The following is a 23,778-nucleotide window of genomic DNA, read 5'->3' as shown; positions in this document are numbered from 1 at the left end:
GCAGAGCGTCCCGGGATGCGTTACCACGCAGAGCGTGGGAACGATCTGGTAAAAGAAAGCCCCGCATCTGCGGGGCTTCTTGTTTGATTACGCGGTGGTTTTCTTCGCGTTGATCTTCTTCAACTCTTCATCGCGCAACTCGCGACGCAAAATCTTGCCGACATTGGTGGTCGGCAGTGCATCGCGGAACTCCACCGAGCGCGGAACCTTGTACCCGGTGACGTTGGCGCGCATATGCTCCATCACCTGTTCCTTGGTCAGGGTCACGCCAGGTTTAGCGACGATGAAAATCTTGATCGCTTCGCCCGACTTTTCGTCCGGAATGCCAATGGCCGCGCATTGCAGCACGCCCGGCAGGGTCGCCAGCACGTCTTCCAGTTCATTGGGGTACACATTGAATCCGGAGACCAGAATCATGTCTTTCTTGCGATCGACAATGCGCATGTAGCCATCCGGCTGGATCAGCGCGATATCACCGGTTTTCAACCAGCCTTCGCTGTCGAGGATTTCATCGGTGGCTTCCTGGCGCTGCCAGTAGCCCTTCATGACCTGCGGACCTTTCACACACAGCTCGCCGATATCACCCATCGGTTGCTCGACACCGGCATCATTGATGACTTTGCACAGGGTCGATGGCACGGGAATGCCGATGGTGCCGATCTGGATGTTCTGGATCGGGTTCACCGTGGCCACCGGGCTGGTTTCAGTCATGCCGTAACCTTCGCAGATCGCGCAACCGGTAACTGCCTTCCAGCGCTCGGCCGCTGCCAGTTGCAGGGCCATGCCCCCGGACAGGGTGACTTTCAGCGCTGAGAAATCCAGCTGGCGGAAGCCTTCGTTGTTGCACAGGGCCACAAACAAGGTGTTGAGGCCAACGAAACCGCTGAACTTCCACTTCGACAGTTCCTTGACCATCGCCGGCAAATCGCGCGGGTTGCTGATCAGGATGTTGTGGTTGCCGATCAACATCATCGCCATGCAATGAAAGGTGAAGGCATAGATGTGGTACAGCGGCAGCGGCGTGATCAAGATCTCGCAGCCTTCATTGAGGTTAGAGCCCATCAGCGCCTTGCACTGCAGCATGTTCGCCACCAGGTTGCGATGGGTCAGCATCGCGCCCTTGGCCACGCCGGTTGTGCCGCCGGTGTATTGCAGCACTGCGACATCGCTGCTCGCCGGGTTGGCCTCAGTCACTGGCTGACCGTGGCCCTTGCTCAACACGTCGTTGAACTTGACGGCTTTTGGCAAGTGATACGCCGGCACCATCTTCTTCACGTACTTGATCACGCTGTTGATCAGCAGACGCTTGAGCGGTGGCAGCAGGTCCGCCACTTCGGTGACGATCACGTGCTTGACCCCGGTTTTCGGCACGACGGTCTCAGCCAGGTGCGCCATGTTGGCCAGGCAGATCAGGGCCTTGGCACCGGAGTCGTTGAACTGGTGCTCCATTTCCCGCGCGGTGTACAACGGGTTGGTGTTGACCACGATCAACCCGGCGCGGATCGCACCGAAGACGGCAACCGGGTACTGCAGCACGTTGGGCAGTTGCACGGCGATTCGATCGCCCGGCTGCAAATCGGTATGCTGTTGCAGGTAGGCGGCAAAGGCACCGGACAATTCGTACAGCTCACCGTAGGTGATTGTCTTGCCCAGGTTGCTGAATGCCGGTTTGTTGGCGAAGCGTTGGCAGGATTGCTTTAACACTGCCTGAATATTCGGGTACTCGTCTGGATTGATGTCGGCAGCAATTCCAGCTGGGTACTTATCCTTCCAAAAGTCTTCGTTCATGGAAGCCCACTCCTCAACAACGCGAATTCAGCACCGCATTTGATGCGATTATTATTGGTGTTTGTCTATTGGTGAGTCTGGCTTTTTTTAGGCCGAGAAGTCACAAAACGCGCCGAGAGTAGCAGCTTTAAATAGGGTCGACCAGAGCCAAAATCGGCCTGTACGGTCACATTTGTGACTCAAGAATGACAAGCAGTCATTTTAGAGCAAAGATTCTATACATCTCTGAAAGCCCCGAAAATCGGGGCTTGTCAAAACTGTAGGAGCGAGCTTGCTCGCGAAAAACGTCCGGACAACGCGATCATCCAGACAGGGCGCGTTACCGTTAACGTCCATCGCGAGCAAGCTCGCTCCTACAGGGATCGGCCATTCAATGATTACGCGATATCGCGCAACTCCCGCCGCAGAATCTTGCCCACCGGCGTCATTGGCAACGACTCACGCAACACGATGTGCTTGGGCACTTTGTACGCCGTGAAGTTTTCCTTGCAGTAGGCCTTGAGCTCTTCAAGGCTGACACCAGTCTCACGAGCCACCACGAACAGCTTCACCGCCTCGCCCGAACGCTCGTCCGGCACGCCGATGACCGCACAATTGGCGACTTTCGGGTGAGCCATGACCACGTCCTCAATTTCGTTCGGGTACACGTTGAAACCCGAGACGATGATCATGTCTTTCTTGCGATCGACGATGCGCACGAACCCATCCGGGTCGATCACCGCAATGTCGCCGGACTTGAACCAGCCCTCGGCATCCAGCACTTCGTCGGTCGCTTCGGGCTTCTGCCAGTAGCCCTTCATGATCTGCGGGCCTTTGATGCACAACTCGCCACGCTCGCCCAATGGCTGCTCGAGCCCTTCATCGTTGATGACCTTGAGCGTGGTGCCTGGCACCGGCAGGCCGACCGTGCCGAGGCGCGATTGATTGCCGTAGGGGTTGGTGCAGGCCACCGGCGAGGTTTCGGTCAGGCCGTAACCTTCGGTGATCCGGCAGCCGGTCAGTTGCGCCCAACGCTCGGCAGTGGCCTTGACCAGCGCGGTGCCGCCGGAGTTGGTGAGCTTGAGGTTGGAGAAATCCAGGGTCTTGAAGTCTGGGTGATCCATTAGCGCAACGAACAGCGTGTTAAGCCCCAACAGCGCCGAAAATCGCCAGTTTTTCAGCTCCTTGATAAAGCCGCCGATGTCCCGAGGATTGGTGATCAGCACGTTGTGGTTGCCGGTCACCATCATGCACATACAATTGGCCGTGAAGGCATAGATATGGTACAGCGGCAGCGGAGCAATCATGATCTCCTGCCCTTCGCGCAGCAGCGGCTGGCCGTCGCTGGCAAACTGACGGAGGCAGGCCCGCGCTTGTTGCATGTTGGCCACCAAATTGCCATGGGTCAGCATCGCGCCCTTGGCCAGACCAGTGGTGCCACCGGTGTATTGCAGCACGGCGATGTCATTGAGGCCGGCATTCAGCGATTTGATCCCCTGCCCTTTGCCCAGGCGCAAGGCACTCTTGAAGGAAATGGCCTGCGGCAAGGAATAGGCCGGGATCATTTTCTTGACCTTGTTCACCAGCGTATTGACCAGCCAGCCTTTGGCGGCGGGCATCAGGTCGCCCATCTTCGCTTCGATCAAGTACTGGATGTCGGTGTCAGGCAGCACTTCCTGGACTTTCTGCCCGAACATGTTGAGGTACACCAGCGCCCGGGCGCCGCAATCCTTGAACTGATGACGCATCTCCCGCGCGGTGTATAGCGGGTTGGTGTTGACCACGATCAGCCCGGCGCGCAAGGCGCCGAACACCGCGATCGGGTATTGCAGGACATTGGGCATCTGCACAGCGATGCGGTCCCCCGGTACCAGATCGGTGTGGGCTTTCAGGTAACCGGCGAACGCTGCGCTGTAGCGTTCCAGTTCGGCGTAGGTCAGGGTGACACCCATGTTGCTGAACGCCGGGCGATCAGCAAACTTCTTGCAGGAACGCTCGAACACCTCGATAACCGACTTGTACTCAGCGACATCAATGTCCAAGGGCACGCCGGCCGGGCGTTTGTCATTCCAGAAATCAGGTTGCATTGTTCTTGTCCTCTTTACCTGAACCTATCCGGGGCCGCTTTTCTGTCATTTCTTAAAAAAAAACAACCGAAAAGCGGAGCTTCACGGACACTAGCAGCTATGGCGAATCAGGCAAATATGCGCATGTGCGTCATAGATCGTGTGAATCTTGCTGCCGCGGCGCGGCCTGATCAGACGCTCAACGAAGGATGCGCTATACAATGCAATCGGCTCACTGTAGGAGCGAGCTTGCTCGCGAAAAAACCAGGGGCACCACTAAACATCAGGTTGTACGCGTTATCGTTCACGACCATCGCGAGCAAACTCGCTCCTACACAGGCAACGGCCCCCAGCAAAGGAATCGCGATGATCCACGATACGTTCTGGCTGACTACTAGTGACCGCACCCGTCTTTTCGTCAACCAGTGGCTGCCCGCAGGCAGCCCCAAGGCAGTGATTCTGCTGGCTCACGGCATGGCGGAACACAGCGGCCGATACGCGCGTCTGGCGGAAAAAATCTGTGATCAGGGCTACGGTGTGTACGCCCCGGATATGCGCGGACATGGCAAAACTGCCGAAAACGGGACACTCGGACATTTCGCCGATGAAGGCGGTTGGGCCAAAGTGGTCGGTGATCTGGCGTGCCTCAACCAGCACCTCGGCCAGCAACATCCCGGCGCGCCGATCGTGTTACTGGGCCACAGCATGGGCAGCTACATCGCCCAGGCGTATCTTCTGCATCACAGCGCCAGCCTGCACGGCGCCATTCTCAGCGGCTCGAACTTTCAGCCCGTGGCCCTTTATCGCGCGGCACGCCAAATTGCCCGTTTCGAACGCCTGCGCCAGGGCCTCAAAGGGCGCAGCGCGCTGATCGAATGGTTGTCATTCGGCTCGTTCAATAAACAATTCAAACCGGCGCGTACCCGTTTCGACTGGCTCAGCCGCGATCCGACGGAAGTCGATCTGTACGCAAACGACCCGCTCTGCGGCTTTCGTTGCACCAATCAGCTGTGGATCGATTTGCTCGGTGGGTTGCAGCAAATCAGCAAAGCGTCCAATCTCGCCCAGATCGATCCGGGCCTGCCGCTGCTGGTAATCGGCGGCGAATGTGATCCGGTGAGCGAAGGCAAACGTCTGAAGGATCTGGCCGGCGCCTTGCGCGAGGCTGGCAACCGGAGCCTGCAACTGACCATTTACCCGCAGGCGCGGCACGAACTGTTCAACGAAACCAACCGCGATGAAGTGACCGCCGATGTGCTGACCTGGATCAACCAGACACTGAGCAATCCCCGGCCACACCGAACCGAATAGTTTTTTTGTGAATCTTTTTATTCGTCACAGGAATTGAGACAGATGACCCAGGTTACCAACACCCCATACGCAGCTCTCGAAGTCGGCCAGACCGCCAGCTTCAGCAAGACGGTCGAAGAGCGCGACATTCAGTTGTTCGCCGCGATGTCGGGAGACCACAACCCGGTGCACCTGGACGCCGAATACGCCGCCAGCACCATGTTCAAGGAACGCATCGCCCACGGCATGTTCAGCGGCGCGCTGATCAGTGCCGCGGTCGCCTGCGAGTTGCCTGGGCCGGGCACTATCTACCTCGGTCAGCAGATGAGTTTTCAGAAGCCGGTGAAAATTGGCGACACCCTGACGGTGCGTCTGGAAATCCTCGAAAAACTGCCGAAATTCCGCGTGCGCATTGCCACTCGTGTGTTCAACCAGCGCGATGAGTTGGTGGTGGATGGCGAGGCGGAAATCCTCGCGCCGCGCAAACAGCAGAGCGTGACGCTGACCGAGCTGCCGGCAATCAGCATCGGCTGATCCTCCCGCTAATCGTTCCCACGCTCCGCGTGGGAACGATCATCAGTCTCAGTGCTCCCCCTCCTGCACCTGCACACTCGCCGTCATCCCGAACTTAAATTGATCCCTTCGGGCACCTTGTCCAGCTTGATCCGCACCGGAATCCGTTGCGCGAGCCGGACCCAGTTGAACGTCGGCTCCACCTCCGCCAGCAGTTGGCCGTCCGGCGTGGTATTGCGATCGGTGATCCCGCGGCTGATGCTTTCAACGTGGCCCTGCAACGCATCCCCGGCGCTCATCAACCAGACTTTCACCGGGTCGCCGACGCGAATCCGCGGCAGTTTGGTTTCTTCGAAGTACGCCTGCACGTAGAAAGTCGAATCGTCGATCAAGGCCATTACCGATTGCCCGGCATTCACGTAATTACCTTCGGCCAGACGCAGATTGGTGATGTGCCCGTTGCGAGGGGCGTGGACTTGACTGCGGGCCAGGTTGATCTCGGCGGCCTTGGCTTCGGCCTGGGCTTCGCGCAGTTCACCGCGGGCGATGCCGGCGTTGATTTGGGCGTTCTCGCGCAGTTCGGCGCTGATCGCTTGCGGCCCGAGACTGGCACGACGGCTGGCTTCGCGCTCGCGCAGATTGAGTTGCTGCTGACGGGTTTGCACCACTGCTTGCGCCTTTTCCAGCGCAGCTTCGAAGCGGTCGCGGTCAATGCTCAAGAGCAAGTCGCCCGCCTTCACCTGCTGGTTGTCAGAGGCCTTGAGTTCACGCACCCAACCCGACACATCCGGGGCGATCACCACCACATCGGCGCGAATGCGCGCATCGCGGGTCCAGGGCGTGAGCATGTAGTACTGCCACAGATGAAAACCGGCAAAAATCGCCACTGCCACCAGGCACAGGGTTACCGCGACACGTACGAATGTACGCATGTTCAACTCCTTATAAAGGTCCGAGGACGACGGTGATCACGGTCAATACACAGACGTACAAGGCGCAATCGAATAACGCTTCATGCCAGATCCAGCGGCCCACCGGGGTCAGGCGCAACAGCAGGCGCAAGGCGCCGGTCACCAGCAGCGCCAACACCACATAAATCAGAAACGGGCTGAGCAGCACGCCGCCCACCGACCACTCACGCAAGCCCATGAGCTTCCTCCTGCTGACGGCACCAGGCACGCCAGCTGTTTTGCAGTTGCAGCACCGCGCCCTGGGCCAGCTTCACCGCATCGCTGGGGGGCAAGGCGTACAAGGTTTGCAGCAAGGCCGCACTTGGCTCGGCCAACGCCTCGGCGCGACTGGCGGCCGGGCCTTGCCGCAAAATTTTTTCAAGCTGTTCGAGGTAGCGCTGTTGCGACGCGGTGACTGGTAACTGCGCCACCGCCAGGCTCAAGCGCAGGTGCAGCAGTTCGTCACCGATGTCCAGGCCGAGCAAGCCGTCGTCCCAGCGACTGCGCGCTGGCTCCGGAAGCTGCGGATAGTGACGCGCCAGTTGTAGCAGACGATCAGCCATGCGCCCGCCGAACCAGCTCTCGGCGCCGGGCAGACTGCGCCGGGTCAGGCGCACCAGATCGTCGAGCGTTGCGGCCAGTAATCGTCGACCATGCCACGCCGGGTTGCGCAAGATCAGCAGATGGAACGCCAGCACCGCCGCGCCTACGCCGACCACCATGGCTTGCGCGCTATTGAAGAACACGGCGACATCGAACTTCATCACGTTCAGCGGCGCCACCAGCACAATGAAGTGCAAACAGAACGAAGTAGCCGTCGCACCGATCTGCGGCTTGGCCATGCCCAACGCACCGAAGAATAACGGCACACCCATGGCCAGGCAGAGCATCGCGAAACTGCTCCATTGCGGCAGCAGAATCTGCCCGACGATAAACGCCGCCGGAATGGCCAGAAAAATCCCGCGCATAAAACTCATGCCGATCTGCGCGCCGTTTTCGCGGCTGGCAAACAGGCTGCACACCACACACGTCAGCACCAGCGCACCGGCTGCGGCGGGCCAGGCGGTCGCCAGCCAGAAACACGAGACCACCAGAAACGCCAGCGCGCTGCGCGCACCGAACACCAGGGCCAACGACAGGTCGCGGTGCGGTGCCAGGGGTGTTGGTGGCGCGACCGTCTCACTGCCCTGCTCCACCGCTTGCAACGCCGCATTCGCCGCCATGGCGGTGTCCATCAGCAAGGTGAAGCGCACCAGACAATAACTTTGCGCGCAGCTGATGTGCGGGTCATGGGAAGCGTCGAGCAAACGTGGGCGCAAGGCTTGCAGGGTCGAGGCATCGGCACCGTTCAATGCGCCCTGAACCTCGTCCATCCAAGGCATCAATTGCGTGGCTTCCTGCGGCTCCAACTGCTTCCACTGCCGACGCACGGAACGGGCGATGCGCAGCAGCATCAGCAGTTTCTGACTCAAGCCACTGATCGCCCGCGCACGTTGCCGACCACGGCGGCCTTCGAACCAGGCGTGCTCGCGCTGGGCATCCACCGCGACGATTCTGCCGAGGATTTCCAGCAACCCTTTACGTGCCTGACCGTCCCCGGCCAGAGTCGCCCGCGCGGCATTCATGCCGCTTTGCCAGGCTGCCCGCGCCTGAACTGACAATTGCTGTTCGACACGCATCGGCCAAAGCAAAGCGCTGCTGGCGGTGGCGCAGATAATCCCCAGGCAGATTTCCGTGCATCGGGCCACGGCCTGATCGAACACCGTCAGCGGATGGGTAATGGCCGGCAAGGCAATGATCGCCACCGTGTACCCGGCCAGCACGAATGAATAGGACCACGCGCTACGCAACAGGGTCGAACTCGCGGTACACAACCCAAGCCACAACGCCAGGGCCAACAGAAACAGCCAGGGTGTCTGGGCGAATGCGCCCATGAACACCACCGACATGATCGTCCCGACCAGGGTGCCCAGCAGCCGCGCCAGACCTTTTTGCAGCACCATCCCGGACAACGGCTGCGCCACGATAAACGCGGTCATCAATGCCCAGGCCGGTTGTTCCAGGCCCCAACGCAACGCCAGCCACAGCGCCAGGCCGCCGCCGATCAAGGTCTTGATCGCGAACTGCAAGGCACGGCGGTCAGGCGCGAACAAAGCCTGAAAAGTAATAGGCACGGACAGGACTCATGGAAAGAAGTTTTAACAATAGACGGCCAAGGCCGAAGACCTTGAAAAACAAATTATTAGCTAGCTATCTATACCCCGTCCAGTGCTATATCCAAGGCACAAAAAAACGCCAGACTGGCTGGCGTTTTTGACAGCTAACGAACGCTTACGAGCGTGCGCGCGCCTGGTTACGCAGGGCTTTTACCTGATCGTGGTTACGTTGCACGCCGTGGTACTGACGTTCAACGATGTCACGAATACCCACCAGGTTGTGTTTGTTGATTTTTTCCATCGCTTCACGGTAAGCCTTCATTGCATGGTCTTCACCACGCTCGGCTTCGTTCAGCACAGCCTCTTCATCCTTGCCGGTAAACATCGACTTCACATCGACCCATCGGCGGTGCATGTCGCCACTGACACTGGTGGAAGTTTCCGGATCGCCACCCATCGAACGCACCGCACTCTGCAATTCCGCGGCTGAGGTTGCACATTCAGCCGAGCGTTGCACGAACAAGGTTTTGAGTTCAGGGTGTTTGATGTCTTCAGCGCAAGTCTTGAACCCTTCCTGACCGTCTTTGCTGGTTTCAATCAGGTCGTTGAGTACAGAAATCGCTTCTTTGTTCATATCGGTCATTTTTCAATTCCTTGCGGTTGATGAAAGATGCCTTATTCAGTGCAGAGCGCATGCCAGCTTCGAGTCGACAAATTAATCGTTATTTTTCAGATAGTTATATTTAATCAATGAATCTGTATCCGTTTTTTTTGCATGATCTGTCAATTGGCCTGCATGCAGAATGCCTGTATTTTCCAAAACGATTGAATAAAGACGACTGAGTCATGAACCCTGAAAAGCTCGAACTGCTGATAACCCGCGAAATGCCCTTTGGCAAATACAAAGGCCGAATCATTGCGGACTTGCCCGGTCCTTACCTTAACTGGTTCGCCCGGCAAGGTTTCCCCCATGGTGACTTGGGTGGCCTACTGGCGCTGATGCAGGAAATCGATCACAACGGCCTGTCTGAATTACTCGAACCGCTGCGCGCCAAACATGGCAAACCCGCCCCTCGCCACTGATTCACTCTTCCCGCCTCTGATTGAGTAGCCCATGCCCGATAACACTCGCCGCGCCCGTGATGAAGCCTTCTGGCATACCTTTGCCGACCGCTACGACGTCCAGCCCGGCCCGATCAATCTGGAAAACGGTTACTTCGGGCGCATGTCGCGCACGGTGGTCGAGGAGTATCAGCGCAACATCGAACTGATCAACCGCGGCAACTCGGTTCATGTTCGTCAACGCTTCGAACAGGGCGAGAGCGTGAAGATCCAGGCGCTGGTGGCCAAGCTGATCGGCGTTCCCGCCGAAGCCGTCGCCCTCACCCGCAATGCCTCTGACGGTTTGCAGTCGTTGATCCGCAACTACAACCGCCTGCAACCCGGTGATCAGGTGCTGATCTGCGATCTAGAGTACGACACCGTCAAGGGCGCCATGCGCTGGCTGGCCAAACATCGCGGTGTCGAGGTGATCGAGATCGAACACCAGCACCCCGCCAGCTTCGACAGTTTGCTCGCCACCTACCGTGAAACCTTCGCGCGTTATCCGCGACTCAAGCTGATGGCCCTGACCCACGTCACCCATCGCACCGGTCTGGTGATGCCAGTGCAGGCTATTGCCGCCGCAGCGAAGGAGCACGACATCGATGTGATTCTTGACGGCGCCCATGCACTGGGCCAGTTCGAATTCAACCTCGATGAACTGGGCATCGAGTTCGCCGCCTACAACCTGCACAAGTGGATCGGTGCGCCACTGACCCTGGGCTTCCTCTATATCGCCCCGAGCGCCTGGCGGACATCGACCCGGACATGGGCGAAATGCATTACCCGGTCACCGACATTCGCGCCCGCACGCCCTACAGCACACCGAATATCCCGGCGCTGCTGACCTTGCCGCTGGTCATTGAGGAGCATCACGCGATGGGCGGTTCCGCCGCCAAGGGTGCGCGGCTCAACTACCTGCGCAATTTGTGGGTCCGTCCAGCGCGCGAACTGCCAGGCATTGAAGTTTTGACCCCGGATGACCCACGGCTGTACTGCGGCATCACCTCCCTGCGCTTCACCGCACACGCCGATCAGCAGGCGATGGTCGAGCGGTTGCTCAGCGACTACAACCTGTTCACCGTGGTGCGCAGCGGCGCGGCGTGCGGCCCGTGCATCCGCATCACCCCTGGCTTGACCACCACCGCCGAGCACATTCTGCGGCTAGTCACGGCACTTACAGAATTGCGCTGATGCCCCTGTAGGAGCGAGGCTTGCCCGCGAAGGGGGCGCCGCGGTCAAACAGACACACCGCGTCATCGTTCTTCGCGGGCAAGCCTCGCTCCTACAGGTCTTTTTCAGGCAAAAAAAACGGTGCACCGACCAAGCGCACCGTAAAGCCGTAGAACACACAACGAGTGTCAGGTGAAGATCAGTCCAGCAGCGCCAAGGCCTCGGCGGTGCATTCCTGAATGCGGGCCCAGTCGCCGTTCTTGATCCACTCAGGATCAAGCATCCAGCTACCGCCCACGCACATGACGTTTTTCAGCGCCATGTAGCTCTTGATATTGGCCGGACCTACGCCGCCGGTCGGGCAGAATTTCACTTCGCCGAACGGGCCGCCCAGGGCCTTGATGGCCGCGACGCCACCACTGACTTCCGCCGGGAACAGCTTGAAGCGGCGATAGCCCAGGCCGTAGCCTTCCATGATGCCCGAGGCATTGCTGATGCCCGGCAGCAGTGGAATCGGGCTTTCGACGCTGGCTTCCAGCAGATCGCGAGTGATGCCCGGCGTGACGATGAACTGCGAACCCGCCGCTTCGGCAGCGGCCAGCATGTGGCGATCGAGCACCGTACCGGCACCGGTCACCAGTTCCGGACGCTGCTCACGCAGGATCTGGATGGCCTTGAGGCCGAACTGCGAACGCAGGGTCACTTCCAGGGCGGTAAGGCCTCCGGCTGCGAGGGCATCGGCCAGCGGCAACACGTCCTGTTCGCGAGCGATGGTGATCACCGGCAGGATCCGCGCCCTGACGCAGAGGCTGTCGATCAGGGCAACTTTATCCGCCATGGAAACGGTCGGGGATGGGTTTGTCATAGCGGCTGTTCCTTGGCTCATGGGCACCAGTAAATCTCTAACGTGGGTTGCAGAAATGCGCGGATCGGCGATGCGGCGACATCGTCACCGGCCAGTGCGGTATCAAGGGTGGTCAGCTTGGACTGACCGGAAATCGACAGAACTTTATGTTTGGCCGAAGCCAGCAGTGCTCGACTCATGGTCAAACGCTGATGCGGCACGGTCGGCGCCAGCATTGGGTAGCAGCGACGGGTGCCGTCGGCCTGCAAGGCTTCGGCGAGGTTCGGGCTGTTGGGGAACAGCGACGCGGTGTGGCCGTCATCGCCCATGCCCAGCACCAGCACGTCGATCGCCGGCAATTCGGCGAGCAAACGGTCAGCCTGCTCAGCCGCCTGATCAAGGTTGGCGGCGGCGCTGTAAAGGTTCAGGAACTGCGCCTTGGCCGCCGGGCCTTGCAACAGATATTTCTTGAGCAGACCGGCATTGCTGTCGGCATGTTCCACCGGCACCCAGCGCTCGTCCGCCAGACTGACCACCACGTTCGACCAGTCCAGCGCCTGCTTGGCCAGGTGCTGGAAAAAAGCCACCGGACTGCGACCACCGGACACCACCAGGGTCGCGGCGCCCTGGGCGTCGATCGCATCGCTCAGTTGTTTGGCCACGTTCAGTGCCAAGGCTTCAGCCAACAACACCGGGCTCTTGAACTCACGGGCGCTGACGCCCTGAGGCAGTTTCAAATCAGATATCGCCATACCACGACCTCCCGTCCCGCGTGATCAGAGCAATGGAACTCATCGGTCCCCAGGACCCGGCCGCGTACGGCTTGGGTGCATCACCGGATTTTTTCCACCCGGCGATCAACTGGTCACACCACTTCCACGCGGCTTCGATTTCATCTTTACGGACAAACAGGTTCTGATTGCCGCGCATCACTTCCAGCAACAACCGCTCGTAGGCATCGGGAATCCGTGCGCTGCGCCAGGTGTCGGAAAAATTCAGCTGCAACGGACCGCTGCGCAGCTGCATGCCTTTATCCAGACCTTGATCTTTAGTCATCACGCGCAAGGAAATGCCTTCATCCGGTTGCAGGCGGATAATCAGCTTGTTGCTGATTTGCAGGCGCTGCTCGGGAGCGAAGATGTAATGCGATGGTTCCTTGAAGTGGATGACGATCTGCGACAGTTTCTGCGGCATGCGCTTGCCCGTGCGCAGGTAAAACGGCACGCCGGCCCAGCGCCAGTTGCGGATATCGGCACGCAAGGCGACGAAGGTTTCGGTGTCGCTCTGGGTGTTGGAATTCGGTTCTTCCAGGTAACCCGGTACCGATTTGCCTTCGCTGTGGCCGGCGATGTACTGGCCGCGCACCACCTGGGTGGTCAGGCCTTCCGGACTGATCGGCGCCAGCGCCTTGAGCACTTTGACTTTCTCGTCGCGAATGCTGTCGGCGGACAGGTCGGCCGGCGGGTCCATGGCGATCAGGCAGAGCAGTTGCAGCAGGTGATTCTGGATCATGTCCCGCAGCTGGCCGGCCTTGTCGAAGTAGCCCCAGCGGCCTTCGATGCCGACCTTCTCGGCCACGGTGATTTCCACGTGGGAAATATAATTCTGGTTCCACTGGGTTTCGAACAGGCTGTTGGCGAAACGCAGGGCGATCAGGTTCTGCACCGTTTCCTTGCCCAGGTAATGGTCGATGCGGTAGGTGCGGTTCTCCGGGAAGAACTGCGCCACGGCATCGTTGACCTTGCGCGAGGATTCCAGGTCCGAACCGATTGGCTTTTCCAGCACCACGCGGGTGTTTTGCGCCAGCCCCACCTTCGCCAGGTTCTCGCAGATCGCACCGTACACCGCTGCCGGCGTGGCGAAATAGGCAATGACCCGTTGTGCACTACCAGCCTGTTCAGCCAGGGCCACATAGTCTTCAGACTTCATGAAATCGACGTGCAGATACGTCAGGCGGGCGAGGAAGCGCTCGACCACGGCTTCGTCCAGCTCTTTGGCACCGACGTAGCGGCGCAGCTCGGCGGCGATGAACGCCAGATGCTCTTGTTCGCTGCCTGTCTCACGAGCCAGCGCGATGATTCGCGTGTCCTCGTGCAACAGGCCGGCGCCATCAAGTTGATACAGGGCAGGAAACAACTTGCGCAGGGCCAGATCGCCCAAGGCGCCGAACAAGGCAAAGGTGCAAGGTTCAACCGTAATCGAGAGCATGATGTTTGTTCTTTTATCAAGTTAAGCTACAAATACCTTTTTTCAAGGCATCACTCAAGGGAAAATGTAGTAATAACCACAACATTTTCGCAAAATACAGATTCCGAGTGGTGGTCGGTCGGAGCCATCAGTAGGATAGGCCACCGTTACGGGCCGCACCAAAGGCCCTTTTTGCATTAGCCGTGCGCTTATCGGCGCAGGTGAATCAAGGAAACTCATATGGACCGCGTGCGAAATTTACTGGAGCAGATCCAGAATCGCCTTGAAGAGTTGAACAAGGCCGAACGCAAAGTCGCCGAGGTGATCCTGCACAACCCACAGCAGGCCACCCGGTTCAGCATCGCTGCCCTCGCCCAAGCCGCTTCGGTCAGTGAACCGACGGTCAACCGCTTCTGCCGTTCGTTCGGCGTCAGCGGCTACCCAGAGCTCAAACTGCAACTGGCCCAGAGTCTGGCCAGCGGCGCGGCGTACGTCAGCCGCGCGGTGGAGGCCGACGACAATCCGGAAGCCTACACCCGGAAAATCTTCGGCAGCGCCATCGCGTCGCTGGACAGCGCTTGCCAGGCGCTGGACCCGAACCTGATCAGCCGCGCCGTCGACCTGTTGATCCAGGCCCGGCAGATCCACTTCTTCGGCCTAGGCGCCTCAGCCCCGTGGCGCTGGATGCACAGCACAAGTTCTTCCGTTTCAACCTGGCCGTGACCGCCCATGCCGACGTGCTGATGCAGCGCATGATCGCTTCGGTGGCGCACACCGGCGAGCTGTTCGTGATCATTCCTACACCGGCCGCACCCGCGAACTGGTGGAAGTGGCGCGCATCGCCCGGGAAAACGGCGCTTCGGTGCTAGGTCTGACGGCCGAAGGTTCGCCACTGGCCAAGGCCAGCACCTTGAGCCTGAACATCCCGCTGCCGGAAGACACCGACATCTACATGCCGATGACCTCGCGGATCATTCAGCTGACCGTGCTGGACGTGCTCGCCACCGGCATGACCTTGCGTCGGGGCGTGGATTTCCAGCCGCATTTGCGCAAGATCAAAGAGAGCTTGAATGCCAGCCGGTATCCGGTGGGTGACGAGTTTAACTAGTCAGAGATTTCTATTGCCTGATCTGGCCTCTTCGCGGGCAAGCCTCGCTCCTACAGGATTGCGCCGATTTCGCGGTCAATTGAAAACCTGTAGGAGCGAGGCTTGCCCGCGAAGGCGTCATCCGCAACACTACAGAATTCAGGCCCCAACTCTGGCCTGCAAACTCAAATGCGCCCGCTCCCCGGGTTTCAGGCACAAGCTGTCAGTGCCGCCGCTTGCTGCCTCTACGCAAACAAACTCCGATATCTCATTCCAGCTCACCCCCAGCAACGGCCGTGACCCCGGATGCCAGACCACCGTATCCGCCGCGTCACCGGTATCAATGCACAACGCCCGCTGCCAAGCGTGATCATTAAGCTGCAATTCACCGTCATGCTGGAACACCCGCTGACAGCCACCATCAACGCGTAACTCACCTTCCTGTAGGCAAACTTCACGGTTCAACTGATCGTATCCTTGCGCGCCGTCGAGTCCAGACAGCGCTACCTCACCAACATCACCAATACGCCAGTAAGCGTGCAACGCCTGACTCAATTGGCAGGGCAGGCTGTCTTGATGCTCGGTGCTAAGACGCAGATCCATGCGCTCACCGAGGTGCGCGTGCAGGTCCACTTGCCAGTCGCACAGCTGAAGCTGCCAATGCAGGCGCACACCATCGTCGTCGCTGCTGCTGTCGATCAACTTCCAGTCGAGCAAGCGCGCCCAGCCATGGGACGGCCAGGCATTTTCGCTTGGATGACGCCCATACCACGGCCAGCACACCGGCACACCACCACGAATGGCCCCGACCTGCGGCCACTTCGCCGCGCACCACAGCCACGGCTTCTGCCCCTTGGGCTCAAAGTGCAGCAACTGCGCGCCCTGACGACTGAACACCGCCTGACACAGCGGATGATCGATCACCAACACGTCGCGCTTCTGATAGCGCTCCCACGCAAACACCGGTCGTTCGCGCAAGGATTTGAAGAAGCGTTGTAGCGGATGCTCAAGCATGTGCCACGGTCCTGAAAATCATCTGTCACCGGGATGCGCCGTCCCCAAAAAAAAGCGGACAGCCTTGGCTGTCCGCAAAATGCGCACATAGAGAGAGGAGCTTATCGCAACAGCGTTAGAACACCGACTGAATTTTCAGGCCCGCGACCAGCGCGTTGTCGACTTCATCCACACCGCCCGGGTGAGTGATGTATTGCAGGTTAGGACGCACGGTCAGCCAGTTGGTAACGTGGAAGCCGTAGTTGATCTCGTAGTTGTACTCGGTGGTACGCAGTGGCGAGAACAGCGGATCCTCGTACTCGGTGACACCATTGGCGGCGTTGACCAACTCGGCGTTTTTCTTCACGTCATCGTTGACATGGATACGGGCGAAACCGATACCGACGTCATCTTTTGGACGCGCATCGAACGGGCCCTTGTACACAAACATCAGCGACTGATAGTTGTCGACGATGTTGGTGTCCTTGTCGTGGAAGGTGGCGTTGGCGGCAACGTTCAGACCGCGAGTCTTGTCGCCGTTGTGGCTAGTGAGTTGTTGCTGCGCAACGAACCAGTAGCCGTGCTTGCTGTCGTGGCTGCGATAGGCATTGCCGCTGGTTGCCGCATCATTGCCGTTGTCGTCTTTACGAACGTCATCGGCCTTGGCCGTGCTTTTGTAGTAACCGACACGGTATTCGCCCGGCAGGTTGCCAGGGTTAGGCAACCAGACCAGTTCGACTGGCAACACAGTGCCCTCGGTGCCGCTACCGCTGAGCTTGAAGCCGTTACCGTGCTCCAGTTGCGTCGGGTTCTGGTTGTACGCGCCAATCTGCGCATAGAACTCAGGCGAGATGTTCCACTTCAGGCGGATCGCGGCCTGGCTGATCGGCCAGTTGTACCAAATGTTGGTTGCCCAGTTACCCACTTGGGAACCGCAGAACGCCAGGTTCTGGAACTCGCAAGGGAAGGTGTTGAAATCTTCGCCTTCGCCGAAGTAACCGGCTTTGACGTCCAGTGTATTGTCGAAGAACTGGTGCTTGATCCACAACTGGGTCAGACGGACCATATGGCCACGGCCGTAAACTTCCTGGGAGGAACTCAAGGTGCCAGCACGCGGGTCGCCGATACGGTCATTGGAGATGTTCTCACCGTTACGGTTGGTGAGCTGGATCTTGGCCTGGGTGTTATCCCAGCCGAGCAATTTTTGCAGGTCCAGGGCCGCGCCCAGGCCAAACTGGTCGGCGTAGCGCGCGGTCTTGTCGTCGTTGAAGCCGCCGTGGAGGTTGCCACCCACTTCACCGACGTAGTCCATTTTGATGTCGATACCTTGCTCGATCAGCCTGGTCCGCTCGCCACCCCAATCACCGGTCATCCATTCGGAATCGGCGCTAAACGCGTCAGCCGCGTGCACGCTACCGGCCAGCATCATTGCCGCAATGGCTGACAACTGACAGATAAGCTGAGCGCTGTTGTTCTTCTTCATCCCTACATCCTCGTTTTATTGTTATTAACTGTTTTTATCTAACGCGGTTACATCGGTTGCGGCGCACAACAGGCCATGCGCCGCAGATTCCCCCTCTGTAGGAGCGAGCATGCTCGCGAGAAACCTGAGAACACCACGGGGTGTCAGATTTCCAGCGTCATCGTTGACGCCCATCGCGAGCGTGCTCGCTCCTACAGTTTTTAACCTCAGCGGCCTTTGAATTGAGCGACGTTGGCAGCGTGGCTCTCGACTTGTGGCAGGCCGGCAGCCCCCAGGCGTTCGCCGGTCTTGGCATCGAACAACAGCACTTTCGAAGGATCGAATTGCAGGGTCAGGGTCTCGCCCACCGCCGGCGCAACGTCGGGTGCCAGGCGGCAGCAGACTTTGGTGTCGTTGAGATTGACGAAGACCAGGGTGTCGGGCCCGGTCGGTTCGGTGACCTGGACTTCGGCGCGAATCGTCGGCAAACCGTTGGCCTCGCCGTTGGCCAGGACAATCTGCTCCGGACGCATGCCGAGGATCACTTCACGGTCTTCGAGCCCGGCGTCCTGCATGCCCAGCGGCAATTCGCAGCGAGCCTGACCACTGTCGAGCAGCGCCAGCAGACGACCGTCCTTGCGCTGCAAACGCAGCGGGATAAAGTTCATCGGCGGCGAACCGATAAAGCTCGCCACGAACAGGTTGGCCGGGTTGTTGTAGATATCTTTCGGCGTACCGAATTGCTGAATGATCCCGTCCTTCATCACCGCCACTTTGTCACCCAGGGTCATGGCTTCGATCTGGTCGTGGGTCACGTAGACCGTGGTGGTTTTCAGGCGCTGGTGCATCAGTTTCATTTCGGTGCGCATCTCGACCCGCAGCTTGGCGTCGAGGTTGGACAGCGGTTCGTCGAACAGATAAATCTTCGGCCGCCGCGCCAGCGCACGACCCATCGCCACGCGCTGTTGCTGACCACCGGAGAGCTGACCGGGTTTACGACTGAGCAGGTGTTCGATCTGCAGCAGTTTGGCAACGCGGGCGACTTCTTCGTCGATTTCCGCGGTCGGCATTTTGCGAATCTTCAGACCGAAGGCGATGTTGTCGCGCACGCTCATGGTCGGGTACAACGCGTAGGACTGGAACACCATGGCGATGTCGCGATCTTTGGGGCTCATGCCGCTGATGTCGGCGCCATCCACCAGGATTGCGCCGCCGCTGATGGTTTCCAGGCCGGCGATGCAGTTCATCAAGGTCGATTTGCCGCAGCCGGACGGACCGACCAGGATCAGGAATTCCCCGTCATCGATCTTCAGCTCAATGTTTTTCAGGGTGTCCGGCAAACCGGCACCGTAAGTCTTGTTGACGTTGCGTAATTCGAGAGTTGCCATGTTCTACCCCTTGACCGCGCCGGACGTCAGCCCGCGCAGGAAATACTTGCCAGCGAATATGTAGACCAGCAGTGTCGGCAGCCCGGCGATCATCGCGGCGGCCATATCAACGTTGTATTCCTTGGTCCCGGTACTGGTGTTGACCAGATTGTTCAGGGCCACGGTAATTGGCTGGGCATCGCCACTGGCGAACACCACGCCGAACAGGAAGTCGTTCCAGATCTGGGTGAACTGCCAGATCAGGCAGACCATCACAATCGGGATCGACATCGGCAGCAGGATCTTCCAGAAAATCGTGAAGAACCCCGCGCCATCGAGCCGCGCCGCCTTTACCAGCGCATCCGGAATGCTCACGTAGTAGTTGCGGAAAAACAGCGTGGTGAACGCCAGGCCATAGACCACGTGCACCAGCACCAGGCCCGAGGTGGTGTTGGCCAGGCCCAACTTGCCGAGGGTGAACGAGGCCGGCAGCAACACGGTCTGGAATGGCAGGAAGCAGCCGAACAACAACAGACCGAAGAACAGTTGCGAACCACGGAAGCGCCACATCGACAGCACGTAGCCGTTCATGGCACCGATGAAGGTCGAGATCAAAACCGCCGGTACGGTGATTTTCACCGAGTTCCAGAAGTAGCCACCGACCACGTCCCAAGCCTTGATCCAGCCGATACCATCGACCACGGTCGGCCAGCTCAGCAGGTTGCCGGTGCGGATGTCTTCCGGGGATTTGAAGCTGGTCAGCAGCATTACGATCAGCGGAATCAGGTACACCGCAGCAGCCAGCAACAGGGTTGCGTAGATGGCGATGCGACTGAAGCTCAGCGTCGGTTTTCCAAGTTGATTAGTCATGGCGTTTGCCTCGCAGCTCGGAGTACAGGTACGGCACGAGGATGGTCAGCACGGCACCGAGCATCAGCATGGCGCTGGCCGAACCGATGCCCATCTGGCCACGGCTGAAGGTGAAGGAATACATGAACATCGCTGGCAGATCAGACGAGTAACCCGGACCGCCCGCGGTCATCGCCGCCACCAGGTCGAAGCTCTTGATCGCGATGTGCGCGAGGATCATGAAGGCGCTGAAGAACACCGGGCGCAGGCTCGGCAGCACGATCTTCAGGTAGATGGTCGGCAGGCTCGCTCCGTCGACTTGCGCGGCACGGATGATCGATTGATCGACACCGCGCAGGCCGGCCAGAAACATCGCCATCACAAACCCGGAGGCTTGCCATACGGCGGCGATCACCAGGCAATACACCACACGATCCTGATCCACCAGCCAGTCGAGACGCAAGCCTTCCCAGCCCCAGTCACGCAGCATTTTGTCCAGCCCCAGGCCCGGGTTGAGCAGCCATTTCCACGCGGTACCGGTGACGATCATCGAGAGCGCCATCGGGTACAGGTAGATGGTGCGGATGAAGCCTTCCTTGCGGATGCGCTGGTCCAGCAGCACCGCGAGGAACACGCCCAGCACCAGGCTGATGCCGATGAACATGCCACCGAACACCGCGAGGTTCTTGCTCGCGACCCACCAGCGGTCGTTGTCCATCAGGCGCATGTATTGCTGCAGGCCGACCCACTTGTAGCTCGGCATGAAGCTGGAGTTGGTAAAGGACAGAATGAACGTCCAGATGATGTAACCGTAGAAGCCAACCAACACGATCAGCATGCTCGGCGCGAGTACCAACTTGGGTAACCAGCGTTGCAGCGCATCGAACGGTGAGGCTTTGCTGAAAACCGCCACAGAGCTCATCGGGATAATCCTGGTGAATGGGTGAGGATCTGTAGGAGCGAGGCTTGCCCGCGAATGCGGACTGACATTCAAAACAAATGTCGACTGATGCACCGCTTTCGCGGGCAAGCCTCGCTCCTACAGGAGAGCGCGTCGAATGAGGCCGCAGGCACGCCTGCGGCACCCGGGACTACTGGGCCGCTTTGACAGCCGATGCCAGTTGGGCGCTGGCCTTGGCCGGGTCAGCGTTTTTGTCGTTCATGAAGTTGGTGACCACATCGAAGATCGCGCCTTGCACGGCCAGGGAGGTGGCCATGTTGTGCGCCATGCTCGGTTGCAGGCCGCCAGTCTTGTCGTCCGCCAGGAAGTCCTTGGCGGCGGTTTGAGCGCAGGCGTCGAAACCGAGCTTGTCCATCTCGTTCAGCATGTCGGTCCGCACCGGGATCGAGCCCTTGTTGATGCTGAAGACTTTCTGGAAGTCGGTACCCAACGCGACCTTGGCCAGGTCTTGCTGCGCGGCGATGTCGCCCTTGCGATCAGCCTTGAGCTTGAACACGGCCAGCGAGTCGATGTTGTAGGTGAAGGCTTTGTCGGTGCCCGGGAACGCTACGCACTGATAGTCCTTGCCCGCGACTTTCTTCGCGGCGGTCCATTCGCTTTTCGCCCAGTCGCCCATCATCTGCATGCCGGCCTTGCCGTTGATGACCTCGGCGGCCGCGATGTTCCAGTCACGACCGGCGCGGTTCGGGTCCATGTAGGTGGTGATTTTTTTCAGCTCGGTGAAGGCCTTGGTCATTTCGGCGCCCGACAGGGTTTTCTGATCGAGATCCACCAGGGCTTTCTTGTAACCGTCGGCACCCATGACCGAGAGCACCACGTCTTCAAACACGGTGCTGTCCTGCCAAGGCTGGCCACCGTGGGCGAGCGCGATGAAGCCTGCGGCTTTGAGCTTGTCGCCAGCGGCATAGAATTCTTCGAGGGTGGTCGGGGCTTTGTCGATCCCGGCTTTCTTGAAGACTTCGGGGTTGATCCACAGCCAGTTGACGCGGTGAATGTTCACCGGCACAGCAACGTAATCGCCTTCGTATTTCACGGTGTCGGAGACTTTCTTCGACAGCAGGCCATCCCAGTTTTCCGACTTGGCGACGGTTTTCAGGGTGTCGGTGCTGAGCAGGCCTGTGCTGCCCCACTCCTGGATGTCCGGCCCTTTGATCTGGGCTACGCCCGGCGGATTACCGGCGACGGCGCGACTCTTGAGAACGGTCATGGCCGTGGAACCGCCACCACCGGCGACTGCGCCGTCCTTCCAGGTGAAGCCGTCTTTTTCGACTTGAGCCTTGAGGACATCGACCGCTGCCTTTTCACCACCGGACGTCCACCAGTGAACGACTTCCACCGAACCTTTGGAATCGTCGGCAAGGGCGCTGAGCGGGAACGCGGAAAATGGAACCAGGGAGGCGAGAGAAATGACAGTAGCGAGGCGAGAAATCGCATTCATCTAGTAGTACCTTTCTTGTTGTTATGCGTTGCAAGTCTGGTGCTTGCGCTGCACAGGATTTTAAACAGGACGCGCCCCTTCGCAGGTAACGAAGGGACGCGCGAATGTCACCATATGGTTACACAGCTGGTTACACAGCTGGTTACACAGCTGGTTACACAGCAACGCTCTGGGACAACTGCCCCAGAGCAGTAGCCATGCTCGGCGCCAGGGGCAGGCGCGGGATCAGCAGCGCTTGCCAGGCGTGATAAAGATCGGGTTTTCCGGCCCAGATATCGGCACTTGGGCGATTCAGTGGATCGAGTTCGTGGTGCCAACTGCCGCCTTCGCGGTCGATGAAATGACGGTCACAAAATTCCCAGAACATCCGGTACCAGTGCTCGTACTGCTCATCGCCAGTGCGCTTGAGCAAGACGCTGGCAGCAGCGCTGGCTTCGCAATGGGTCCAGTGCAGGCGATGGCGAACCACCGCGCGATTGTCCCAGTCGAGGGTGTAGACAATGCCCGGCGCACCATCGACGTCCCAGCCATGCAGGCAGTTTTTCTCGAACAGTTTTTGCGCGTCGATGGCCAGCCAGCCCGGCGTGAGCATCCCGGCCCGCACCCGCGCCGCTTCGAGGTGCAACAACAGCCGCGCCCATTCGAAACCGTGTCCCGGTGTGGTGCCATAGGGGCGAAAACCATCGGCCGGGTTGTCGTGGTTGTATTCGCGCAGCGGCTGCCAATCGCGGTCGAAATGCTCGACCACCAAGTAATCATTGGCGGCGGCGTGACCATGAATCACCCGCTCGACGATACGCTGGGCGCGGCACAGCCAGCGGTTGTCACCGGTGACGTCGGCCAGGGCGAGGAAGGCTTCGGTGGCGTGCATGTTGCTGTTGGCGCCGCGATAGGCTTCTTCGCAGCTAAAGTCGCGATTGAAGGATTCGCGCATGGCACCCTCCTCTTCGCTCCAGAAATACGAGTCGATGATGTCGATGGCATCGTCGAGCAAGGCTTGCCCGCCAGGACGTTGCGCGACCACCGCGGAACTGGCGGCCAGCGCCACGAAGGCATGCAGATAGGCGTTCTTGCCGGTGTTGCCGTCGCGGTGTTCGGCGATGGCGAACCAGCCACCATGCAGCGCATCGCGCAAAGGCCCACGCAAGGCCCGAATGCCGTGATCCACCAGCTCGGCAAAACCCGGCAAGCCCTGAATGTGAGCCATGGCGAAGCTGTGGGTCATGCGTGCGGTGTTCATGGTTTCAGCTTGCGCGTCGGCCGGCAGGTGACCTTTTTCGTCGAGATTGCCGAAGCCTTCAGGCAGCTTCGCAGCCTTGGCAAATTCCAGCAGGCGCAAGCCTTCGGCGACGAGCCATTGTTGATGGGCGGGTGCGTTCAGCCAACTGCTGAAGGCGGGTTGGAAGGTGTGCATGGGGGCCTTTTTGTTGTTATGACTGGGGGCAGTCTAAACAACGGTCCGGGGCGGGCTTGTAACGAAGGGGGCGAGTTATGTCACCAACCTGTGACAAAGACACCTGTAGGAGCCGGCTTGCTGGCGATGGCGCTTTCAATGACGCCATCGCCAGCAAGCC

Annotated in this window: 18 protein-coding genes and 3 pseudogenes; 5 read left to right on the top strand and 16 right to left on the bottom strand. The window is 59.4% G+C overall.

The annotated features are described in order from the left end of the window. Positions 1-87: 87 nt before the first annotated feature. Together fadD1 and fadD2 are read right to left on the bottom strand one after the other, a co-directional pair. Positions 88-1,788 carry a long-chain-fatty-acid--CoA ligase FadD1 gene (gene fadD1, locus CES87_RS07295; RefSeq protein ID WP_128605591.1) on the bottom strand — a complete coding sequence of 567 codons (1,701 nt, stop codon included), beginning with the start codon at positions 1,786-1,788 and terminating at the stop codon, positions 88-90. A gap of 377 nt (positions 1,789-2,165) precedes the next feature. After that, entirely contained in the window at positions 2,166-3,854 is a 1,689-nt protein-coding gene (fadD2, locus tag CES87_RS07290) for a long-chain-fatty-acid--CoA ligase FadD2 (RefSeq protein ID WP_128605590.1), read from the bottom strand. Positions 3,855-4,199: 345 nt separating this feature from the next. On the opposite strand from fadD2, the gene CES87_RS07285 reads away from it, so the two are divergent. Both CES87_RS07285 and CES87_RS07280 read left to right on the top strand, forming a co-directional pair. Then, positions 4,200-5,144: an alpha/beta hydrolase gene (locus CES87_RS07285; RefSeq protein WP_128605589.1), complete on the top strand. Its 945-nt coding sequence runs from the start codon at positions 4,200-4,202 to the stop codon at positions 5,142-5,144. A gap of 42 nt (positions 5,145-5,186) precedes the next feature. Further along, positions 5,187-5,657 carry a MaoC family dehydratase gene (locus tag CES87_RS07280; RefSeq protein ID WP_128605588.1) on the top strand — a complete coding sequence of 157 codons (471 nt, stop codon included), beginning with the start codon at positions 5,187-5,189 and terminating at the stop codon, positions 5,655-5,657. A 48-nt stretch (positions 5,658-5,705) separates the two neighbouring features. Here the strand turns inward: CES87_RS07280 and CES87_RS07275 are convergent. From CES87_RS07275 to CES87_RS07260, 4 genes and pseudogenes are all read right to left on the bottom strand, one after another. After that, positions 5,706-6,568, bottom strand: a pseudogene (locus CES87_RS07275) (efflux RND transporter periplasmic adaptor subunit). A gap of 10 nt (positions 6,569-6,578) precedes the next feature. Next, positions 6,579-6,785 (bottom strand): DUF1656 domain-containing protein, encoded by a 207-nt coding sequence (locus tag CES87_RS07270; RefSeq protein WP_128605587.1) that lies wholly within the window; start codon positions 6,783-6,785, stop codon positions 6,579-6,581. Next, positions 6,772-8,760 (bottom strand): FUSC family protein, encoded by a 1,989-nt coding sequence (locus tag CES87_RS07265; protein ID WP_128605586.1) that lies wholly within the window; start codon positions 8,758-8,760, stop codon positions 6,772-6,774. The genes CES87_RS07270 and CES87_RS07265 overlap by 14 nt, the downstream gene beginning before the upstream one ends. 157 nt (positions 8,761-8,917) lie before the next feature. After that, positions 8,918-9,385 (bottom strand): PA2169 family four-helix-bundle protein, encoded by a 468-nt coding sequence (locus tag CES87_RS07260; RefSeq protein ID WP_128605585.1) that lies wholly within the window; start codon positions 9,383-9,385, stop codon positions 8,918-8,920. Between the two features lie 203 nt (positions 9,386-9,588). Between CES87_RS07260 and CES87_RS07255 the strand changes: the two genes are divergently transcribed. Together CES87_RS07255 and CES87_RS07250 are read left to right on the top strand one after the other, a co-directional pair. Then, the gene (locus CES87_RS07255) at positions 9,589-9,825 is read left to right on the top strand and encodes a DUF3820 family protein (RefSeq protein ID WP_128605584.1); all 237 of its coding nucleotides are present in this window, start codon (positions 9,589-9,591) and stop codon (positions 9,823-9,825) included. 31 nt (positions 9,826-9,856) lie between these two features. Further along, positions 9,857-11,037, top strand: a pseudogene (locus CES87_RS07250) (aminotransferase class V-fold PLP-dependent enzyme). 178 nt (positions 11,038-11,215) lie between these two features. Here the strand turns inward: CES87_RS07250 and CES87_RS07245 are convergent. From CES87_RS07245 to zwf, 3 genes are read right to left on the bottom strand one after another with little or no spacing between them, the layout of a single operon-like run. Then, a complete protein-coding gene (locus tag CES87_RS07245) occupies positions 11,216-11,881 on the bottom strand; it encodes a bifunctional 4-hydroxy-2-oxoglutarate aldolase/2-dehydro-3-deoxy-phosphogluconate aldolase (protein WP_128605583.1) in 666 nt (221 codons plus the stop codon). Between the two features lie 17 nt (positions 11,882-11,898). After that, complete coding sequence (gene pgl / locus CES87_RS07240; RefSeq protein WP_128605582.1) at positions 11,899-12,612, bottom strand: 6-phosphogluconolactonase; 714 nt, start codon at positions 12,610-12,612, stop codon at positions 11,899-11,901. After that, the gene (zwf, locus tag CES87_RS07235; RefSeq protein WP_128605581.1) at positions 12,599-14,068 is read right to left on the bottom strand and encodes a glucose-6-phosphate dehydrogenase; all 1,470 of its coding nucleotides are present in this window, start codon (positions 14,066-14,068) and stop codon (positions 12,599-12,601) included. The genes pgl and zwf overlap by 14 nt, the downstream gene beginning before the upstream one ends. A gap of 228 nt (positions 14,069-14,296) precedes the next feature. Here zwf and CES87_RS07230 point away from each other — a divergent pair. Next, a pseudogene (locus CES87_RS07230) lies at positions 14,297-15,155 on the top strand (MurR/RpiR family transcriptional regulator). Positions 15,156-15,293: 138 nt separating this feature from the next. Here CES87_RS07230 and CES87_RS07225 read toward each other — a convergent pair. The 7 genes from CES87_RS07225 to CES87_RS07195 form a co-directional block, all read right to left on the bottom strand. After that, positions 15,294-16,148 carry a D-hexose-6-phosphate mutarotase gene (locus CES87_RS07225; RefSeq protein WP_128605580.1) on the bottom strand — a complete coding sequence of 285 codons (855 nt, stop codon included), beginning with the start codon at positions 16,146-16,148 and terminating at the stop codon, positions 15,294-15,296. Between the two features lie 115 nt (positions 16,149-16,263). Then, positions 16,264-17,610 carry a carbohydrate porin gene (locus CES87_RS07220; RefSeq protein ID WP_128605579.1) on the bottom strand — a complete coding sequence of 449 codons (1,347 nt, stop codon included), beginning with the start codon at positions 17,608-17,610 and terminating at the stop codon, positions 16,264-16,266. A gap of 206 nt (positions 17,611-17,816) precedes the next feature. Next, on the bottom strand, positions 17,817-18,977 hold the full coding sequence (locus tag CES87_RS07215; protein ID WP_128605578.1) for an ABC transporter ATP-binding protein: 1,161 nt from the start codon (positions 18,975-18,977) through the stop codon (positions 17,817-17,819). Positions 18,978-18,980: 3 nt separating this feature from the next. Then, entirely contained in the window at positions 18,981-19,826 is an 846-nt protein-coding gene (locus tag CES87_RS07210; RefSeq protein WP_128605577.1) for a carbohydrate ABC transporter permease, read from the bottom strand. After that, the gene (locus CES87_RS07205; RefSeq protein ID WP_008019256.1) at positions 19,819-20,727 is read right to left on the bottom strand and encodes a carbohydrate ABC transporter permease; all 909 of its coding nucleotides are present in this window, start codon (positions 20,725-20,727) and stop codon (positions 19,819-19,821) included. The genes CES87_RS07210 and CES87_RS07205 overlap by 8 nt, the downstream gene beginning before the upstream one ends. 169 nt (positions 20,728-20,896) lie before the next feature. Next, entirely contained in the window at positions 20,897-22,204 is a 1,308-nt protein-coding gene (locus tag CES87_RS07200; protein WP_128605576.1) for an ABC transporter substrate-binding protein, read from the bottom strand. 154 nt (positions 22,205-22,358) lie between these two features. Beyond that, a complete protein-coding gene (locus CES87_RS07195) occupies positions 22,359-23,618 on the bottom strand; it encodes an AGE family epimerase/isomerase (RefSeq protein WP_128605575.1) in 1,260 nt (419 codons plus the stop codon). Positions 23,619-23,778 lie beyond the last annotated feature (160 nt).

The sequence above is a fragment of the Pseudomonas sp. ERMR1:02 genome (genome assembly GCF_002277815.1).
Classification (GTDB): Bacteria; Pseudomonadota; Gammaproteobacteria; order Pseudomonadales; family Pseudomonadaceae; genus Aquipseudomonas.
Note: the sequence above shows the minus strand (reverse complement) of the source record. Positions and strands in the feature narration are given on the sequence as shown.

Bases quoted from the DNA above. Each gene is read 5' to 3' on its own strand.
- CES87_RS07285 (WP_128605589.1), top strand. From the start codon at position 4,200: ATGATCCACGATACGTTCTGGCTGACTACTAGTGACCGCACCCGTCTT.
- CES87_RS07260 (WP_128605585.1), bottom strand. From the start codon at position 9,385: ATGACCGATATGAACAAAGAAGCGATTTCTGTACTCAACGACCTGATT.
- fadD2 (WP_128605590.1), bottom strand. From the start codon at position 3,854: ATGCAACCTGATTTCTGGAATGACAAACGCCCGGCCGGCGTGCCCTTG.
- CES87_RS07210 (WP_128605577.1), bottom strand. From the start codon at position 19,826: ATGACTAATCAACTTGGAAAACCGACGCTGAGCTTCAGTCGCATCGCC.
- CES87_RS07225 (WP_128605580.1), bottom strand. From the start codon at position 16,148: ATGCTTGAGCATCCGCTACAACGCTTCTTCAAATCCTTGCGCGAACGA.
- CES87_RS07255 (WP_128605584.1), top strand. From the start codon at position 9,589: ATGAACCCTGAAAAGCTCGAACTGCTGATAACCCGCGAAATGCCCTTT.
- CES87_RS07205 (WP_008019256.1), bottom strand. From the start codon at position 20,727: ATGAGCTCTGTGGCGGTTTTCAGCAAAGCCTCACCGTTCGATGCGCTG.
- zwf (WP_128605581.1), bottom strand. From the start codon at position 14,068: ATGCTCTCGATTACGGTTGAACCTTGCACCTTTGCCTTGTTCGGCGCC.
- CES87_RS07245 (WP_128605583.1), bottom strand. From the start codon at position 11,881: ATGACAAACCCATCCCCGACCGTTTCCATGGCGGATAAAGTTGCCCTG.
- fadD1 (WP_128605591.1), bottom strand. From the start codon at position 1,788: ATGAACGAAGACTTTTGGAAGGATAAGTACCCAGCTGGAATTGCTGCC.
- CES87_RS07280 (WP_128605588.1), top strand. From the start codon at position 5,187: ATGACCCAGGTTACCAACACCCCATACGCAGCTCTCGAAGTCGGCCAG.
- pgl (WP_128605582.1), bottom strand. From the start codon at position 12,612: ATGGCGATATCTGATTTGAAACTGCCTCAGGGCGTCAGCGCCCGTGAG.
- CES87_RS07270 (WP_128605587.1), bottom strand. From the start codon at position 6,785: ATGGGCTTGCGTGAGTGGTCGGTGGGCGGCGTGCTGCTCAGCCCGTTT.
- CES87_RS07220 (WP_128605579.1), bottom strand. From the start codon at position 17,610: ATGAAGAAGAACAACAGCGCTCAGCTTATCTGTCAGTTGTCAGCCATT.
- CES87_RS07195 (WP_128605575.1), bottom strand. From the start codon at position 23,618: ATGCACACCTTCCAACCCGCCTTCAGCAGTTGGCTGAACGCACCCGCC.
- CES87_RS07215 (WP_128605578.1), bottom strand. From the start codon at position 18,977: ATGGCAACTCTCGAATTACGCAACGTCAACAAGACTTACGGTGCCGGT.
- CES87_RS07200 (WP_128605576.1), bottom strand. From the start codon at position 22,204: ATGAATGCGATTTCTCGCCTCGCTACTGTCATTTCTCTCGCCTCCCTG.